Consider the following 15,828-nt stretch of genomic DNA (forward strand, 5'->3'; position numbering starts at 1 on the left):
GAAATTGCGCGCGCATAGACTAACTATTATCGACTATAGGCGGCGGTGGATTATTTATATAATCTACGTCATCGGCGCTTGAAACTGGATTGCTGGACGCATTAGAATTAAAATTACTATTCTGTGGAGACTGTGCGCGCTGTACTGTGCGCTTATGCGGCCTTGTCTCTGGATTAAGCAACATGCTCATACATTTATCATGCGGTATATTTAGGCCGTCGCCGTACATGTTAAAAGCCATGCACTTATCACCACTTGCCATAATACTATCGGGCCTTATGGCGTCATGCTCTGCTACGTCAACGGTATAATCATCTAAATACTTTTTATAGAGTGCTAATAGCTCGGCATCTGTCAGACCATCGACAGTGGGCAGATCAGGCGCAGAACTAGAACCCCCTGTGATAGTCTCGACGTTATCGGTTGTCTCGTTCATCATTTCATCACCGCGATCTTCTGCACCTGCTATAAAGCCGTAAACCTTACCAACGCCCCAAATACCAGCAGGTATAGCAACGAGGATTAAGAAGACGACTACACCTATCATGATTTTAACTTTTTTAGGTATAGACTTCTTTTGGTCATGGGTGGCCCCATCATCTACAGATTTATAGAGCTTTGATGTTTCTTCGTCTAATTTATGGGTGAATGTATCGGTTGCATACTCTTTGTATGCGCCCTTGTCGTCAATAGTAGACATAGCACCCGTGAACTTAAACACTTTAGGCTTGCCGTCTTTGAATGGGTGGCTAACGTGATAATGCACGTCAACAAGTTTGCGTAAAGCAGAATGTACAAAAGTAGGATCTTGCGTGATAATAACAATATTGATATTAGCATGGCGTATCATAGTCATTTCGCGTATGCGCGGATCACTATTGATCTTTGTACTAGAGTTATCGGCCCACTCTAAGCGCTGGGCCTCATCATAGAAAATGGTGCAATTACCTACGCCATTGCTATCCATTAAATCTTGCCAATCTTTAGGCGACGGCTCGACACCTGCTATGTTAAGACCTGCTATATCTGCATAAACTTTATGCTCTGGGTGATTATCAACGATATACTTTATCTGACTTGTTGCAAAATGCGACTTGCCCGAACCTTTTTTACCAGTGATTAAAACTAGCCCTTGTCCTTTTACCAGTCCATTGTCTGACATAAAATCCCCTGCCTTAGCAAGCCCCACGCAAGCAAAAGGGTTTTGCTCTTGCGTTGGGGCTTGCCGCGTCTGTTTTATTTTGCTGCTTTAGATAAGGATAGCTTAGTGGCTCCAATACTAGCGCGAATAACAACAGCACCGATAATAATAGATATAGCTGTGTCCATACCGCCGATGTGTAGTATTGCTGCCATGTCACCAAGTGCACCAGCAGATGAAACAATTTTGTTAATATAAAAGTTAATAACAGCTAAAGAGATAGCACCTGATGCTATACCAAGCCCCATACCGACAAGTACACGTTTGCCCATACCGCCGAAAAGATATTGAAATAATTTAGCCAAAGCACCGATCATTTTTAAGACTCCCTAGCCCTACCGCCTGATATGATGAGCATACCGCTTATCCATGCGCCCAAGATAACAGCAGGCTTTATCATGCTTGCAAAATGACAAAAAGGGCCATAACTAATATCAAGTGTTGTTGATGCACCCATATAATCTATGGGTATAGATACATCAGCAGGACATTGGCCAGAAAAATCGACGTAACCTGCGGTTGCTTTACCTTGCCAATCGCCTATATCTGGTTGCTGTATATAAACTTGTGTTTCTTCAGGCGATGGCTCCCATGCTTCCATCGACCAGTTATAATAATCACAAGCTAGAGACGCCCAATCGCAAAATGCGGGAAGTTGAAACGCTGGTGCGTCTTGACCATCTTGTCCGTCTTGACCATCTTGTCCGTCCTCTCCATCTTGCGGTTGGTCTTCGGGATATAGATTGTCATCATCTGGATTTTCACCAGTTCCACCGTCAGGGTTTTCGGAGGTTACAGCGTCAGGGTCAGGCTGGGGAATGTCGCTATTTCTGTCAAACGCTTCATCGTGTAGTCCTGCTTCTATTTCATCTATTGCGTTATCTGATAGTGCTTCGAGAGCAGCAGATTTGCCATTATACGCGTCATCGACAATTTGCGATGCTACGTCTTCAATGGGTATTACTATGTCTTGCGGCGGAGTAGTGACAGACGTGATAGGTGCAGGTCTTTCATCTGAGCCGTATTGCTCATGCACCATAGTGTAGTAACATGTGTCAGGCGCATCAGGCTTTATATTACCGCCGCTAAAATAATAGGGCTTATTTCTTCCAGCAATTGAATCATTTTTATAAACTGTATGAGCTCTACAAGCCGTTTCGGCAGTTGAATAAAGACGTTCGTTGCTGCCAACTTTGTATCCTACTTCTTCGTCTGATTTGTATTTTACGCCATTGTTTTCAGGATCAAGAATCCAATCCACAGCTTTACCAGCGATTGCGATAACAGCTTGTGTAATTGCGAGTGCAGGAGCACGTTTAAGCAATGATTTGCCGATTGATTTTGGGTTGGGTGTTAGCTTAACAGTAGATTTTGCTGTTCTGTTTTGTACAATAGGTTTTCCGTCGGGGCCGAGCGTGGATACAGGGTATGTTTTTTGAGCATTTACTTCTAACGTCATTTTTTTGTATTGTGTATCAACATCTTTTTTTAAGTTCTCTAAACGCCATTTCAGGTGCTGTGGGTCGCCGTCGTGAGCAGCAAGGGCTGTTAAAGGAAAAAGAGCGAGAGATAAAGATAAAAAAACATAAAGGACTTTACGACACAAAATATTCATAACTTAGTAAAGTCCTTTATATATTCTGTTAAATCTTACAAGTTAAAGATTGAGTGCATCACGTATTGCTACGATCATGCAAACAATGGCGATAACTTGTAAGATGAAGTCAGGGTGAAATGACATTAGAACGCAGTCTTAACCCATTTGAACACTTTAGCAGTCGCGTAAACTGACAAGACAGCCATACCAACAGACCCAACAACAGCGACGAGGCCATTAATCATAGTGACAATCGGTGTCATATCGGGAGCGGCTACGCCCTCAGCATGTGCACCTGTAGTGACTAGGGCCATAGTGGCAGCCGTACCAACTTGATAATACTTGTTAGTAGCAGCACTTTTCACTTTTGCAATTTTACTTTGAGACATGATCTTTCCTTAGAAGAATGAGCGTTTGATAAGTTTAATCGCTGCGACAGTGGCAAAAAGTACAGCGATGGAAAAAACAAACTCGGCCATTTGCTCATTAGTTAGTTTATAGCCACTGTGTTCAGGTACGGCTTGCCAAGATATGCAGTTATTTGTCACTGATAACTCTATACATTGATAAACCGTGTTATTCATAATTTACTCGTTACGCTTTGGCAGGTGATGCCGTAGGTGGTCTTTGTTGCGACTTGTTACGCGGTACAAGCTCCATTTCTTGAGCATTGGCAAAGTCGGCCCATAAGATAACTTGGATCGGATCACCGTTTTTATCGCTAGTCGTCGTCATCTTAGTTTTAAGCTGGAACGGATATTCATGGTCATTAAAGCTGTGAATATCTGATGCTGTGCCGTATCTGTATTGCGCTTGAGCGACACCGCCAGACTTTAGGCCGTTGGCTTCTTTACGGTTTTTATGATTGACAAGTACGTTCACATAATCGTATTGCTCGTAGCTTGTCGGCTGTGCACCGTGTACTGTAATGGTACGCTCGTAAATCTCGTCAGCGTCGTAAGTAATACCGTTTACTGTAATATCATTTTGATTGCTCATTTTTTACACTCCTGCCTAGTGGCTTAGTTTTGGAATTGTGAGCGGATCTATCCGCTCGGGAACTGCCTTGTTTTTGATGTCTGTTAGCAGGTCAAGTAAGACCGTATCATCATCATAAACTTGGCGGAAAAAGTATAAATATCTGCCATATTGATTTTTTAAAATGTCAATGGCTTGCTCAAAGGTCATCAGGTTTTGCTTTTCTACGCGCTCAAACTTGCTAATATCTGTCTGACCATCGAAAATATGAAAGCATGGATAACTTGCTAGAAAAAATTGACTCGGATTTATTAGCACATCAAGCGGTATAAAAATGTCACGGCTTTTGTATTCAACTTCGGTGCGTAGCCATAAACTGTTTTTATCGCCTAATTGGCGGCCCTTTTCATAAATTCGGGTGAACTTGGAGGAGTCACGAGAGCCTATGTATAGGCTTCTACCTTTACCGTTTGGCTTCTTCCAGTCTCCGCGGAACTCAACGGCTGGAGGTCTGCCACCATTAGTGAAACCGCCTATAGTGTGCTGTTCATTGAACCAATCAATGTCGGTATACTCGCCATATAGATCATCATGAGCTAGATCAATACGTGTGATTTTTGGTTCTTGGCAATACAGGTTAAGCCATGCGTTAAAATGGCCCTCCCAGCCTTGTTTACCATACGTGCAACCTACGCCGTTAATTGAAATCATGATCGTATCGTTCTGGCCACCAATGCAGACAAAACCAGCATTGTGTTCTAGTGTGTAGCTACGCTCATAAAAATTGCGTCCAGATTTATTTTCTTTGTCGATGCCAAAACCAAATATATCGCGGAGGACTTGACCGACGTTATCTATAAGGGCGGATTGTCTAAAAGTTTCGTGATACTGTTCTGACGTTATATTGTTTTCAAAAGTGTACGCTTGCATAGTGATACTTAGCCAGTCAATAACGCACTTTTCACCCTTTGCAGGTCTACGGATCATTTCAGTTTGGAGACCGTCGGCAGTTATCACGCCGTCAGTATTGAGCAAAGGATATAGCTTGTAATCGTCTGCTGTAGCTGTGACAGCGTTTAGGACAGTGGCGTCAAGCGCTGGATTTAAGAAAACTTGTTTTGTGGAATTTGCAACGCTTAGGAATGGAATGTCAACGTCAGGCGCTGGCAGCTTCTTATCTTGCTTAGCTTTTAGGCTTTGCATGTACGCTTTGGCGTTTTTGTCGAAGTCCGTCATGTTGTGCCAGTCCTTTGTTAGTCTTACCAATCCTAATTGTTGAAACTCTTTCAAAGTCGCTATGTTTATTTTGCTACTTCTCAAACCTTGCACTTTGACCACGCTTGAATGTTCGCTCTTGGTACTTTACCCCCGTATTACTAGTGGGGAAATTTACGCTACACTCTCACGTTCCTTCACTTCCTCTTACTGTACTTATTCTTGCAAACTCTAAACTACGCTAACGCCCTTCGGTTGTTTGCTGTCTGTCTCACTAAAAAGCAAAAACTGCACTGCGTTTGTTTTCTGCTTTTTAGATTCGTCAGCCCAGCCCCTATACAATCTCTTTTTGTTTTCTTAATTTTCTTATTTACTGCTAAACGCTTGTTACAATGCATTTGCGGAGCATTTGAGCTTTAGGGAAATTACTCACCCTAGAGCTACGTTTTTAAGTAGCTCTAGAGTGAAATCCCTTGCTTGATCATCGTTTAATGCTCTCGCATCGCACCATCGCACATAGGGCCATTGGTCATAGTGTTCTGCCAATGGAGGATTGATTACGACAACACACGCCGCCTTTGCACAGTCAACCCGCCCACAACAACAAGCCTACGCAAGCAAGGGCAAAAAACACCCAATATACCGCTACGGCATCACATGTCATGGTCACTCATACTGTCGCTAGTTATGCAAAGTTACCCCAGTAACTAGCTTGCTTATCAAGTCGTGTCGCCCTGTCGTCACTTAGTCCTGCCACCAGCGACACGCTTTATATCATTTGCTTACACTGGATGCTTGAGCCACCAGCGCAACAATCTCATAACTAGTATAGTTCCGATAATCACTGCAAATATTTGTAGCAGTGGCGGTATAACTGCCAAAAAAGCATCAGATAGCAATACGTGCATGTTTAAAAAAGGCTGATAATTCATCATGCGACCCCTTGCAACTGTTTGACCTTGCGATATAGTCTAGCCGTCTTAATCGCATCACCTGCGGCCCTATGATTAGGCACATCACGGCAGTCAATACGCTGCTGTGTGCAAGCATTTGTGAGCGTAGTCCATCTATAGGAATGATGATAGTCAGACCATATGCGGCCATAATTACGCGCGTAGAATTGCATCAAACAAAAGGTTTTGTTATGTGGGAATAAATCGGTAAACTCTTTCGGGATAGGGGAGTCAAACGCACTTGCTACAGACTGTCGGATCATGCGCGTATCAAAGTCAGCATTATAAAAAACAATAGTCTTTGTACCAATAAGGCTTGATAGCTTGGCCCATATTTCGGCAAAAGATGGGGCGTCTTTGACATCAGCGTTTGTTATGCCGTGAACGTCTGTAGCGGCCTTAGATATAGGCTTGGTAGGTTTTACAAGAGACTCAAAGAGGATATTTTCATTTTCATCAACAACGGCAATCTCGACTATTTCAGCGTCACGATCTAAACCTGTCGTTTCTGTGTAAATAAAGATGCCCTGTCCCTTAGCTGCTGACTTGGCAGGAGCAGGGGCAGGGGCAGGGCAAGAGGTTTGCTTTTCATCGGCTACGATGTCAGCAATCTGGTTTGCCTTGGCAAATGCGACAAAAGCAGAATAAGATTTGATTTTTGCTACTTGGTTTTTTAGCTCAAGCGGCAATTTATAAAGGTTGAGCTTTTTACCAGTTTTGACACTATTAACACTTACTACCAACGTTTCGCCCTGTGAGCCTTTAAGACCAATAACATGAGCATGTGCGGTGCGTGTCTTTGTGTAAAAAGATTTATGTTCCATTGTTATTCACTCCTGCCTAGTGATAGAATTTAATTAAACCCTTTTGGGATTAATCCCTTTTGGGAATATAGCTAGATAAAAAAATATCTGTCTATAGCTGTCATTATAATCCCATTTGGGAATACTAGCAAGGAGTATTTACAATGATTACGCAATTATTTGATAAAGCAGCAAAAAAGATAGGGAGCCAAGAAGAACTAGGCAAAAGACTTGGTATCAATCAAGGCAGAGTATCAGCGTTTAAGAACTACAAAACTGGAGACAAGCGAAAGCCTAATGATGAGACCATACTTAAAATAGCCGACATACTAGGGCTAGACAAAGGAGAAACACTATATAAAGCTAAATTAGAACTAGAGCCAGAACAGGCCTATTTATGGGAATGGTGCGCTCGGCGCGATTCGAACGCGCGACCCTCGGCTTCGGAGGCCGATACTCTATCCAACTGAGCTACGAGCGCTTAACATTGATGCTGTCATATGTACTGGCTAGTATGGGTAGCATAGACCGCAAAAATTTAAGAGCGCTTAGTCTAGCAAATAACGCTACCAAAACCAATAAGTGATGACAGCTATCACGGCTATTTACGAAAAAACAGCCGAGTCAACAAACAGGCATGGCAATCTACTGCGCTTTTCCCTTATAATGTTAACAATAACGAATTTGATCTATATTCACCGATTACACTTGCGCGAAAGAATGCAAAGACCGTCTATTGTTGATGTTTGTATTATTCATCGAATCATAAAGTCTTTGTATGACTTGCCATTTGTGTATGTAATAAGAGAACGTGACGAATGAGAAAAGTAGTGATGTTATCGGCAGCTGCCATTCTAGGAATTGCTAGTATCGCGGTGAGCCAAGCTGAAGAGGTTGTAGATACAACGACAGTCACTGAGGTAGCACAAGCAGAAGAAGTGGTCGAAAACGCACCAGAGGTACTTGGTGACGACGTACAAGCTGCTGCGGATACGACCGATGCCGCGCTTGTGGATGCAGAGGCAGCTGACGTTGCTGCTGGTACAGATGAGACCGCTGCTGTCGACGAGAACCTCGAAGCGACTGCGGCGGCTGAAGAAGAGCCTATTCCAGAAGACACCCCACAAGTACAAAAACTGGTCGCGCTCTATCCCAATCTTGTCGCTCGTATCCAGCCAGTAGGCCGCGTTTGTTTTGAAGAAGGCGAGATTTGTGACGTAACCGTTAGAGCTGCAAGCGCGTCAGCTGACGGTGGTCCACGTGATGGCGCAGCCGTTTATAGCGCGGTTTGCCAGACGTGTCATGCATCAGGCTTGCTCGGCTCGCCTATGTTAGGTGATGCGGGTGCTTGGGGTCCACGTATCGCTAAAGGTGCTGATACACTATACACCCATGCGATTCAGGGTTTTAACGCGATGCCAGCTAAAGGCGGCGCTGATATCCCAGACGAAGAAGTACAGAACGCCGTTGATTATATGATCGCGCAGGCCAGCTAAATACTACTCTAGCCTTGAGCTGATTTGCAAAAGTAGCACTAGACCCAAAGTCATAAAAAAGCGTCTATTTCCATAAAGAGATAGGCGCTTTTTTGTGGTCTATCGCTATCAATTGATATTACTAATACCGTCCTTACTACGATGTACGCTTGAAATACACCATAGGTAGCCTCACTTTAAGGGCTACACTATTTGTTATAAAAATAAATACTATTACTTAATAAAGAGGTTTGCATGTCTGAGGTACCAGCACTCGAAATTAAAAACTTATCAAAAACCTATGATAATGGGTTTTCAGCGCTAAAAGGCGTTGATCTGACAGTACCGCAAGGTGGGTTCTTTGCGTTGCTTGGGCCCAATGGCGCAGGCAAATCGACGATGATTGGTATCATAAGCTCTTTGTTTAAACCTACTACGGGTAGCGTAGAGATTTTTGGTACGGATCTATTGGCTAACCCTTCTGTTGCCAAGCAGTACCTTGGTGTAGTACCGCAAGAATTTAACTTTAATATGTTCGAAAAAGTCGAAGACATCCTAATTACTCAAGCAGGATACTTTGGTATTTCTGCTAAAGATGCTAAGCCACGTGCTGAGCGTTTGCTTAAAGCATTAGGGCTGTGGGATAAACGTGATAGCAAATCGCGCGAACTCTCCGGCGGTATGAAAAGACGTCTGATGATTGCACGTGCGCTCATTCATAAGCCTAAGCTATTGATACTTGATGAGCCAACAGCAGGCGTCGATATCGAGCTGCGCCGTTCTATGTGGGAGTTTATGCAACAGATCAACATCGAAGAAAATACGACTATTATTCTGACGACTCACTATTTAGAAGAAGCCGAGCAGCTATGTAAGCGCATCGCTATACTAGATCATGGTGAGATTCGTATTAACACGGAAATGAAAGATTTGCTAGCACAGCTATCGGTAGAAACCTTCGTTTTAGATTTGACCAAACCGCTTACCCAGCCTTTGGTTATTGAGCAGGTTACAGAGATCGCGCAGCCAGATGAGATGACTGTTGAAGTTACTTTGACGCAAGGCGAGACACTAAACTGTGTGTTTGAGCAGTTGACGGATCTTGATATTGAAGTCGCGAGTATGCGTAACAAGTCTAATCGATTAGAAGAGTTATTCATGCGTTTGGTTGAAAAAAATATTCAAAGTGCTGATAGCATGAAGGAGGCAGGATTATGAGAGAGCCCGTCGTTGTAGACCCGAATGAGACCATGTCTTGGAGCAAAAAAGGGATCGCTTTTCGCACGATACTGCTAAAAGAGATTCGTAGAATTCTACGTATTTGGCCACAGACGCTTTTGCCTCCTGTAATTACGATGACGCTGTATTTTATTATCTTTGGTCGGATGATTGGGGATAGAGTCGGCGAGATGGGCGGCGTACCTTACATGCAGTTTATCGTGCCTGGTCTTATCATGATGGCGATCATCACTAATAGTTATTCCAATGTGGTTTCGAGTTTTTTTAGTGCCAAATTTACGGCAAGTATTGAGGAGCTTTTGGTTTCACCTGTCTCTAAACATGCTATTTTGACCGGTTACGTTAGTGGTGGGATTTTTCGCGGTTTGGTGATTGCAATCATTGTCTCTATCGTCGCCCTGTTCTTTACAGAGCTTGGTATTGAGCATTTATTTGTCACTGTATTTACCGTTTTGGGAACCTCTATCTTGTTCTCACTAGGCGGCTTTATTAACGCCGTATACGCACGCTCATTCGATGATATCTCTATTATTCCAAGCTTTGTATTGACGCCACTGACTTTTTTGGGTGGGGTGTTTTATTCAATGGAAGACTTATCGAGCTTTTGGCAAAATGTCTCACTATTGAATCCTATTGTCTATATGGTCAATGCCTTTCGTTATGGTATTTTGGGCTACTCAGACGTCAATGTCTGGTACTCAATGATAGCGATCTTTGTATTTTGCGTCATCTTTTATGTCATTTGTTATCGCTTACTGAGTGATGGCTCACGTATTCGCTTGTAGATCATTTTAGAATTAGGGTATTGAGATGAGTATTCACGGTATCTTGGGTGAGCAAACTACAGACTATCCTACTGAGTATAGTCCAGAGACGCTATATCCGATTGCCCGTAGCATGGGGCGTAATGTGATCGGCTGGCAAGACGACAAACTAGCTATGGGTGTTGATTGGTGGCAGGCATTTGAGATGTCATGGCTTAATCTACAAGGTATCTCGCAAGTAGCGATGGCCCGTTTTAGCGTGCCTGCAAGCTCGCCTTATATTATCGAGTCCAAGTCCCTCAAGTTATATCTCAATAGTATCAATTTTACTGAGTTTGCTAGCTGGCAAGACGTACGAATTTTGATCGCAAAAGACTTATCAGCCTTTGCACAAGCAGAGGTACAGGTTGAGCTGTTTGCATTAGACGATGAGCAGTCGCGGTTGATGATTGGCCAACCTAAAGGCATCTGTATCGATGAGGCTTTGGCGAATACGACGGATAAAGTCAAACTTACAACCCACCCAGACGCCTCACTTTTAACGAGTAGTCAATCGAGCTCAAGTTCTGCTAAGAGCGATCATCATGCGTATCATTTTTACTCTAATCTGCTGCGTAGTAATTGCCCCGTGACCAATCAACCTGACTGGGGGACATTGGCGGTTGAAATAAGCAGTGACATAGAGGTAGACGATGCGGCTATGCTGCGTTATATTCTAAGCTTCCGTCAGCACAACGGCTTTCATGAGCAATGCGTGGAGCAGATATTTGCGGACTTGAGTCAGCACTATCAGCCAAGTCAATTAATGGTTCGAGCGTGGTACACGCGTCGCGGCGGTATCGATATCAATCCTTGCCGCGTTAGTGATTTGAGCTTACTGCCTAAACCGAGTCGATTAATTCGTCAGTAGTTGAAGAAGCCAGTTTTTAGTATTTAGCTTACAAAAAAAGCGCTTATCTTATGGAGTAAGATAAGCGCTTTTTTATGTTTAAACTTTATAGCTTGAATTATTTGCTAATCACTTTAGCCAATACTTCGTCACGGCTTAGCATCTGCTTTTCGCTATCGCGGCGATTGACGTACTCGTACTTATCCTCTGCCAAGTTGCGATCGGAGACGACGATACGATGCGGAATACCAATGAGTTCTAAATCAGCAAATTTGACCCCTGGGCGCTCGTTGCGATCATCGAGTAGCACATTGACGCCTTGCGCTTTTAGTTCTTCATATAGCGCCGTCGCCGTTTGCATGACGGTATCTTCTTTGGATTTCATCGGTACGATAACGACCTCAAAAGGTGCGATCGAATCAGTCACGCTTGGCGTTTGCGGCCACATGATGCCGTTTTCATCATTGTTTTGCTCGATAGCAGCGGCAATAATGCGGCTAACACCAATACCATAGCAGCCCATCATAAGCGTGACAGGTTTGCCGTCTTCGCCGGAGACCGTACAGCCCATTGCCTGCGAGTATTTATCACCCAATTGAAAGATATGGCCGACTTCGATACCGCGTTTGATTCTGAGTGAGCCTTTGCCATCTGGCGAAGGGTCGCCTTCCTTGACATTACGTACATCGACGATACGTGTGATGCTAGTATCGCGCGCCCAGTTCATACCGATAGTATGCTTGTTGATCTCGTTAGCCCCAGAGACAAAATCTGATAGGGTAGCCGCCGCGCGATCAACGAACACTAGCATGTCTAAATCAACACCGATGTAGCCTTTGTGCAGGCCTGCCGCTTTTAGCTCTTCATCTGAGGCCAAAGTTAGCGGCACGTTTGCCTCTTCTATCTTTTCAGCTTTTACGGTGTTCAATTGATGATCACCGCGCAAGACAATGGCGATAAGCTGCGGCGTATCGTCTTCTTTATGACCATGAACGATCAAGGTCTTAACCGTAGTCGCTAGCGGAATGTCTAAATGCTCTGCGACCATTTTACAAGTGGTCATGTCTTCTGTTAAGACGTCCTCACGCGCCTGCGTTGGCGGCTGGCGCTCAGCTGTACTTACCGATTCGGCAAGCTCTACATTAGCGGCATAATCAGAGGAGTCAGAGAAAGCAATATCATCTTCGCCACTATCAGCAAGTACATGAAATTCATGCGAGGCAAACCCGCCTATAGAGCCTGTATCCGCTTGCACCGCCCGAAAGTCTAAGCCCAGACGAGTAAAGATACGAGTATAAGCGTCGTACATATCGTGATAAGTCTTTGCCAGTGAGGCCTGATCGATATGAAAGGAGTAAGCGTCTTTCATAGTGAATTCGCGCGCACGCATCACGCCAAAGCGGGGACGTATCTCGTCACGAAATTTGTTTTGAATCTGAAAAAAGCTAATAGGCAGCTGCTTATAACTACGCAGTTCGCCTTGAGCGAGGTTAGTGATGACCTCTTCGTGCGTGGGCCCTAACACAAAATCGCGATCATGGCGATCTTTGAACCGTAGTAGCTCAGGGCCATAATCATCAAAACGTCCAGTCGTCTGCCACAGCTCAGCCGGCTGAGTCATCGGCATGAGCACTTCTTGTGCGCCGATACTTTGCATCTCCTCGCGCACGATCTGCTCGACCTTTTGCAAGATACGTAAACCCATAGGCAACCAGATATAGAGTCCAGAGGCGATCTTGCGAATAAGACCGGCTCTGACCATCAATTGACTTGAGGCGATATCAGCATCGCTTGGCGTTTCTTTTAGCGTGGCAAATAAAAACTGACTGGCTTTCATAAATAAAGCAAAACCTTATCTTTTATAAAGAATAAATAAGTCGCGCAAGACGAAAAACCGCAAGCGCAAAATAGGAGGAGAGGCCAGCTCAGTATTCACCAGCACAATCAGACTATGGTAGGTAAACTTTGGGCTAGACGCAATGACTTTTTAGCTTTTGCTTGAGAATGAGGGTAAAAGGCTACAATGACATTGAAAATAATAGTTAAATCGTCACAATAAAGGACGTTCTACAGAGGGCTAATGTGTAGCAATTGGTAGCCGTAACTTGAAGTGTTGCGTAGGCGGTAGCATTTATATCAAATCTTGTATTGTTTATACACGCAGTCTTGTTTTGTGCGCTGCGCTAATTATCTCTAAGCGAATGACTCTCAAAAGGATATTGCCATGACAGCGTCTGATAATCGACTCTCTACTAAACCTAAGACGAAAGTAGCCAAAACGTCTTGGCTGTTTTTGATCATAGGTCTGCTTGCTTTGGTAGCGGCCTTTTATATTATTCAAAATCAAGCGGAAGAAGAGCCTGTTGAGACGATCACTCGCGCAGGGGTAGTGACGCAAATTCAGAAGCTTAATCGCTTGCAAACCGTTGGATTTAGCGTAGATACGGTGATTACCAGCCAGCGCGAGGGCAGCTGGCAGAAGCTGTGGACTGATGAGCAAAAGGGGTTGTTTATCGTTAGTGGTCGCGTAGAGGCGGGCGTTGATTTGAGTGCTCTGACGCCTGACATGGTAAAAGTTACGCAGCCTAGCGCAGAGGACAGTGAAGCGTTTGAAAACGCTAAGAGCACTGCTGAAAATGACGGGAACTTAGATAGTAACCCTATCGTACTAATGCCAAAGATCGATATCACTTTGCCGCAATCGGAGATATTCTCAGTCTATTTAGACGACATTGAGATCTACGATTGGCAGTCGGGAGTCTTTGGTATGACGCAAGTTGATCCCAAGATCTTTGAGCAAGCGCAAAGCATGGCAAAAAAAGAGGTGCTAGAGAAAGCTTGCCGCGGTGATGTGATGACCCTTGCCCTTAATAATGCCCAATCACAGTTGCAGCAACTATTTGCCTTAACGGGTGCTACTGTGACCGTCACTACTCAAGGCGCGGGCCCATGTCGTTTGCCAGCGGCTGCTTCATAAGACTTGACAATAAGACAAACGAAAACGCTCGCTACTGGGTTTCTAGTGAGCAGTCTTTTTTAAAAGGTTTTCACTCTTTTTTAAATTCTGCGATAGCCAGTTGCCGCGCTTCTTTGTGATTGACCATAGGAGCAGGGTAATCAATGTTGGCAAAGTCGCCACCTTTGGTCAGCGCTTTACGCAGTTTATTCTCATCATGCAATATGCTGGCGGGGATGTCTTTGAGCTCAGGTAGCCAAGTTTTAATAAACAGGGCTTTTGAGTCATGACTCTTGGCTTGGCTGAACGGGTTCATAATACGAAAGTAGGGCGCAGAGTCCGTACCTGTCGAGGCGCTCCATTGCCAGCCGCCATTATTGGAGGCAAAATCACCATCTATAAGTTGACTCATAAAGTAGCGCTCACCCCAGCGCCAATCTATCAATAAATCTTTGGTCAAAAACATCGCTGTGACCATACGCAAGCGATTATGCATAAAGCCATTAGTATTTAAGCTGCGTATCGCGGCATCAACCAAAGGCACGCCTGTTTTACCGGTGTACCATGCCTCAAAATCTTCTTCGTTATAAGACCAATTAATCTTGATATCAGTCTCTTCTTTATAAGCTTTATGGCGTATCAGTTCAGGTTTGACCGTCAATACATGACGATAAAAGTCACGCCACGCCAGCTCGCTAATCCAGCGATTGATATCCTCATTACCACTAGCATTGTCGCCATCATTGCCATGTAGTTCTTCTTGCGCTTGCACCGCTTGTAGATAGCACGCTCTTGGACTGATGCTACCAATAGTCAGATAGGCAGACATATGGCTGGTGCCTTGCAAGATAGGTTTATCACGGCTGACATTGTAGTCATTGATATCATCGCCTGTAAACTGCGTTAAGCGCTTACATGCCGCGTCTTCACCAGCGGGGTAGTGCTCGCGCGCTTGCTCTAATTGCGTATCATAATCAATATGCTGATAGTTTTCGTCCAAAGACGCTTGATAGTCTTTGACAACTTGATGGCTTAGTTTTTCAATATCTTTGAGCGTGCTTGCGCTGTTACTGACTGACTTTAATTCAATCAGTGCATCAGTGGCCTTATTATTGTTTTTTACCCGTACCGCGTCATGATTCTCTAGCTGACTGACTTCTAGCGTGTGTCGCCACTTTTTATAAAACGGCGAAAACACTTTGTACATCGTGTCGTTGTCATTAGTCGTAATACTTTGCGGCGGCAAAATACACTGATCATGATGACGTATAAACTTGATATTTTGCTTGCCAAGATGCTCAGTTAACGCCTTATCGCGATCGATCTCACGCCCTTCGTACTCGTGATTGGCCATCACGCAGCTGATATGCTGTTGTTCACACAGCTCGGTAATGGCGTCGATACTGTCATCGAACTGCGCACAGACGTAGACCTGAAGAGTGATGTTGAGCGTCTCTTTCAAACTATGAGCCAAAATAGGTAAAGTACGAGCGATATGATCGACTTGCGTAAGCGACATATCATGAGTGTGCCACTGCTTTGGCGTATAAAAATAGACGGCGGTTACTGACGCATCATTATCATGGGCCTGCTCACATAGCGCAGCTAGTGCGGTGTTATCATGTATGCGCAGATCTCGGCGAAACCACATCAAATAATGCGGCGCGCGCACGTTGTCCGTATCTGACTTCTTGTCATTGTTCGCCATTCACCTATCCTTATCTCAATCATAAACAAAACGAATAATAAAAGTATGCT

General features: G+C 44.2%; 16 protein-coding genes, 1 tRNA gene and 1 pseudogene. 6 read left to right on the forward strand and 12 right to left on the reverse strand.

Annotation, left to right across the window (positions count from 1 at the left end; all coding sequences use genetic code 11):
- Positions 1–19: 19 nt before the first annotated feature.
- From ACR64G_RS02635 to ACR64G_RS02675, 9 genes are all read right to left on the reverse strand, one after another.
- On the reverse strand, positions 20–1,162 hold the full coding sequence (locus ACR64G_RS02635; RefSeq protein ID WP_435980005.1) for a zonular occludens toxin domain-containing protein: 1,143 nt from the start codon (positions 1,160–1,162) through the stop codon (positions 20–22).
- Between the two features lie 74 nt (positions 1,163–1,236).
- Positions 1,237–1,518: a DUF2523 family protein gene (locus ACR64G_RS02640; protein ID WP_435980006.1), complete on the reverse strand. Its 282-nt coding sequence runs from the start codon at positions 1,516–1,518 to the stop codon at positions 1,237–1,239.
- A gap of 2 nt (positions 1,519–1,520) precedes the next feature.
- Entirely contained in the window at positions 1,521–2,816 is a 1,296-nt protein-coding gene (locus ACR64G_RS02645) for a virulence factor TspB C-terminal domain-related protein (protein ID WP_435980007.1), read from the reverse strand.
- A gap of 125 nt (positions 2,817–2,941) precedes the next feature.
- On the reverse strand, positions 2,942–3,187 hold the full coding sequence (locus tag ACR64G_RS02650; protein WP_435980008.1) for a major capsid protein: 246 nt from the start codon (positions 3,185–3,187) through the stop codon (positions 2,942–2,944).
- 9 nt (positions 3,188–3,196) lie between these two features.
- A complete protein-coding gene (locus ACR64G_RS02655) occupies positions 3,197–3,382 on the reverse strand; it encodes a hypothetical protein (protein ID WP_435980009.1) in 186 nt (61 codons plus the stop codon).
- A 10-nt stretch (positions 3,383–3,392) separates the two neighbouring features.
- Entirely contained in the window at positions 3,393–3,797 is a 405-nt protein-coding gene (locus tag ACR64G_RS02660; protein ID WP_435980010.1) for a hypothetical protein, read from the reverse strand.
- Positions 3,798–3,812: 15 nt separating this feature from the next.
- On the reverse strand, positions 3,813–5,012 hold the full coding sequence (locus tag ACR64G_RS02665) for a replication initiation factor domain-containing protein (RefSeq protein ID WP_435980011.1): 1,200 nt from the start codon (positions 5,010–5,012) through the stop codon (positions 3,813–3,815).
- A gap of 761 nt (positions 5,013–5,773) precedes the next feature.
- Positions 5,774–5,926, reverse strand: a complete 153-nt coding sequence (locus tag ACR64G_RS02670) for a hypothetical protein (RefSeq protein ID WP_435980012.1) — start codon at positions 5,924–5,926, stop codon at positions 5,774–5,776.
- Positions 5,923–6,768 (reverse strand): 3'-5' exonuclease, encoded by an 846-nt coding sequence (locus ACR64G_RS02675; protein ID WP_435980013.1) that lies wholly within the window; start codon positions 6,766–6,768, stop codon positions 5,923–5,925. The genes ACR64G_RS02670 and ACR64G_RS02675 overlap by 4 nt, the downstream gene beginning before the upstream one ends.
- A gap of 143 nt (positions 6,769–6,911) precedes the next feature.
- Between ACR64G_RS02675 and ACR64G_RS02680 the strand changes: the two are divergent.
- Positions 6,912–7,085: pseudogene (locus ACR64G_RS02680) on the forward strand (helix-turn-helix domain-containing protein); the annotation flags it as partial.
- A 66-nt stretch (positions 7,086–7,151) separates the two neighbouring features.
- Here ACR64G_RS02680 and ACR64G_RS02685 read toward each other — a convergent pair.
- Positions 7,152–7,228, reverse strand: a tRNA-Arg gene (locus ACR64G_RS02685).
- Positions 7,229–7,565: 337 nt separating this feature from the next.
- Between ACR64G_RS02685 and ACR64G_RS02690 the strand changes: the two genes are divergently transcribed.
- The 4 genes from ACR64G_RS02690 to queF all read left to right on the forward strand — a co-directional run bounded on the left by ACR64G_RS02690 (position 7,566) and on the right by queF (position 11,135).
- Entirely contained in the window at positions 7,566–8,243 is a 678-nt protein-coding gene (locus ACR64G_RS02690) for a c-type cytochrome (protein ID WP_435980014.1), read from the forward strand.
- Positions 8,244–8,477: 234 nt separating this feature from the next.
- Entirely contained in the window at positions 8,478–9,440 is a 963-nt protein-coding gene (locus tag ACR64G_RS02695; protein WP_435980015.1) for an ABC transporter ATP-binding protein, read from the forward strand.
- A gap of 32 nt (positions 9,441–9,472) precedes the next feature.
- A complete protein-coding gene (locus tag ACR64G_RS02700) occupies positions 9,473–10,246 on the forward strand; it encodes an ABC transporter permease (RefSeq protein WP_435980619.1) in 774 nt (257 codons plus the stop codon).
- Positions 10,247–10,271: 25 nt separating this feature from the next.
- Positions 10,272–11,135, forward strand: coding sequence for an NADPH-dependent 7-cyano-7-deazaguanine reductase QueF (queF, locus tag ACR64G_RS02705; protein ID WP_435980016.1), 864 nt, complete (start codon positions 10,272–10,274; stop codon positions 11,133–11,135).
- 97 nt (positions 11,136–11,232) lie between these two features.
- On the opposite strand, the gene ACR64G_RS02710 is transcribed toward queF, so the two are convergent.
- Positions 11,233–12,951, reverse strand: a complete 1,719-nt coding sequence (locus ACR64G_RS02710) for a proline--tRNA ligase (RefSeq protein ID WP_435980017.1) — start codon at positions 12,949–12,951, stop codon at positions 11,233–11,235.
- A 387-nt stretch (positions 12,952–13,338) separates the two neighbouring features.
- Here ACR64G_RS02710 and ACR64G_RS02715 point away from each other — a divergent pair, with 387 nt between their 5' ends.
- Positions 13,339–14,091: a DUF4230 domain-containing protein gene (locus ACR64G_RS02715; protein WP_435980018.1), complete on the forward strand. Its 753-nt coding sequence runs from the start codon at positions 13,339–13,341 to the stop codon at positions 14,089–14,091.
- 70 nt (positions 14,092–14,161) lie between these two features.
- Here the strand turns inward: ACR64G_RS02715 and ACR64G_RS02720 are convergent, their stop codons facing one another.
- On the reverse strand, positions 14,162–15,778 hold the full coding sequence (locus ACR64G_RS02720) for a cryptochrome/photolyase family protein (RefSeq protein WP_435980019.1): 1,617 nt from the start codon (positions 15,776–15,778) through the stop codon (positions 14,162–14,164).
- Positions 15,779–15,828 lie beyond the last annotated feature (50 nt).

The organism is Psychrobacter sp. DM4 (genome assembly GCF_051307035.1).
GTDB lineage: Bacteria > Pseudomonadota > Gammaproteobacteria > Pseudomonadales > Moraxellaceae > Psychrobacter.

Coding starts and splice junctions, on each gene's coding strand:
- ACR64G_RS02720 (WP_435980019.1), bottom strand. CDS start 15,778: ATGGCGAACAATGACAAGAAGTCAGATACGGACAACGTGCGCGCGCCG.
- ACR64G_RS02640 (WP_435980006.1), bottom strand. CDS start 1,518: ATGATCGGTGCTTTGGCTAAATTATTTCAATATCTTTTCGGCGGTATG.
- ACR64G_RS02645 (WP_435980007.1), bottom strand. CDS start 2,816: ATGAATATTTTGTGTCGTAAAGTCCTTTATGTTTTTTTATCTTTATCT.
- ACR64G_RS02670 (WP_435980012.1), bottom strand. CDS start 5,926: ATGATGAATTATCAGCCTTTTTTAAACATGCACGTATTGCTATCTGAT.
- ACR64G_RS02635 (WP_435980005.1), bottom strand. CDS start 1,162: ATGTCAGACAATGGACTGGTAAAAGGACAAGGGCTAGTTTTAATCACT.
- ACR64G_RS02655 (WP_435980009.1), bottom strand. CDS start 3,382: ATGAATAACACGGTTTATCAATGTATAGAGTTATCAGTGACAAATAAC.
- queF (WP_435980016.1), top strand. CDS start 10,272: ATGAGTATTCACGGTATCTTGGGTGAGCAAACTACAGACTATCCTACT.
- ACR64G_RS02690 (WP_435980014.1), top strand. CDS start 7,566: ATGAGAAAAGTAGTGATGTTATCGGCAGCTGCCATTCTAGGAATTGCT.
- ACR64G_RS02700 (WP_435980619.1), top strand. CDS start 9,473: ATGTCTTGGAGCAAAAAAGGGATCGCTTTTCGCACGATACTGCTAAAA.
- ACR64G_RS02650 (WP_435980008.1), bottom strand. CDS start 3,187: ATGTCTCAAAGTAAAATTGCAAAAGTGAAAAGTGCTGCTACTAACAAG.
- ACR64G_RS02695 (WP_435980015.1), top strand. CDS start 8,478: ATGTCTGAGGTACCAGCACTCGAAATTAAAAACTTATCAAAAACCTAT.
- ACR64G_RS02675 (WP_435980013.1), bottom strand. CDS start 6,768: ATGGAACATAAATCTTTTTACACAAAGACACGCACCGCACATGCTCAT.
- ACR64G_RS02710 (WP_435980017.1), bottom strand. CDS start 12,951: ATGAAAGCCAGTCAGTTTTTATTTGCCACGCTAAAAGAAACGCCAAGC.
- ACR64G_RS02715 (WP_435980018.1), top strand. CDS start 13,339: ATGACAGCGTCTGATAATCGACTCTCTACTAAACCTAAGACGAAAGTA.
- ACR64G_RS02660 (WP_435980010.1), bottom strand. CDS start 3,797: ATGAGCAATCAAAATGATATTACAGTAAACGGTATTACTTACGACGCT.
- ACR64G_RS02665 (WP_435980011.1), bottom strand. CDS start 5,012: ATGACGGACTTCGACAAAAACGCCAAAGCGTACATGCAAAGCCTAAAA.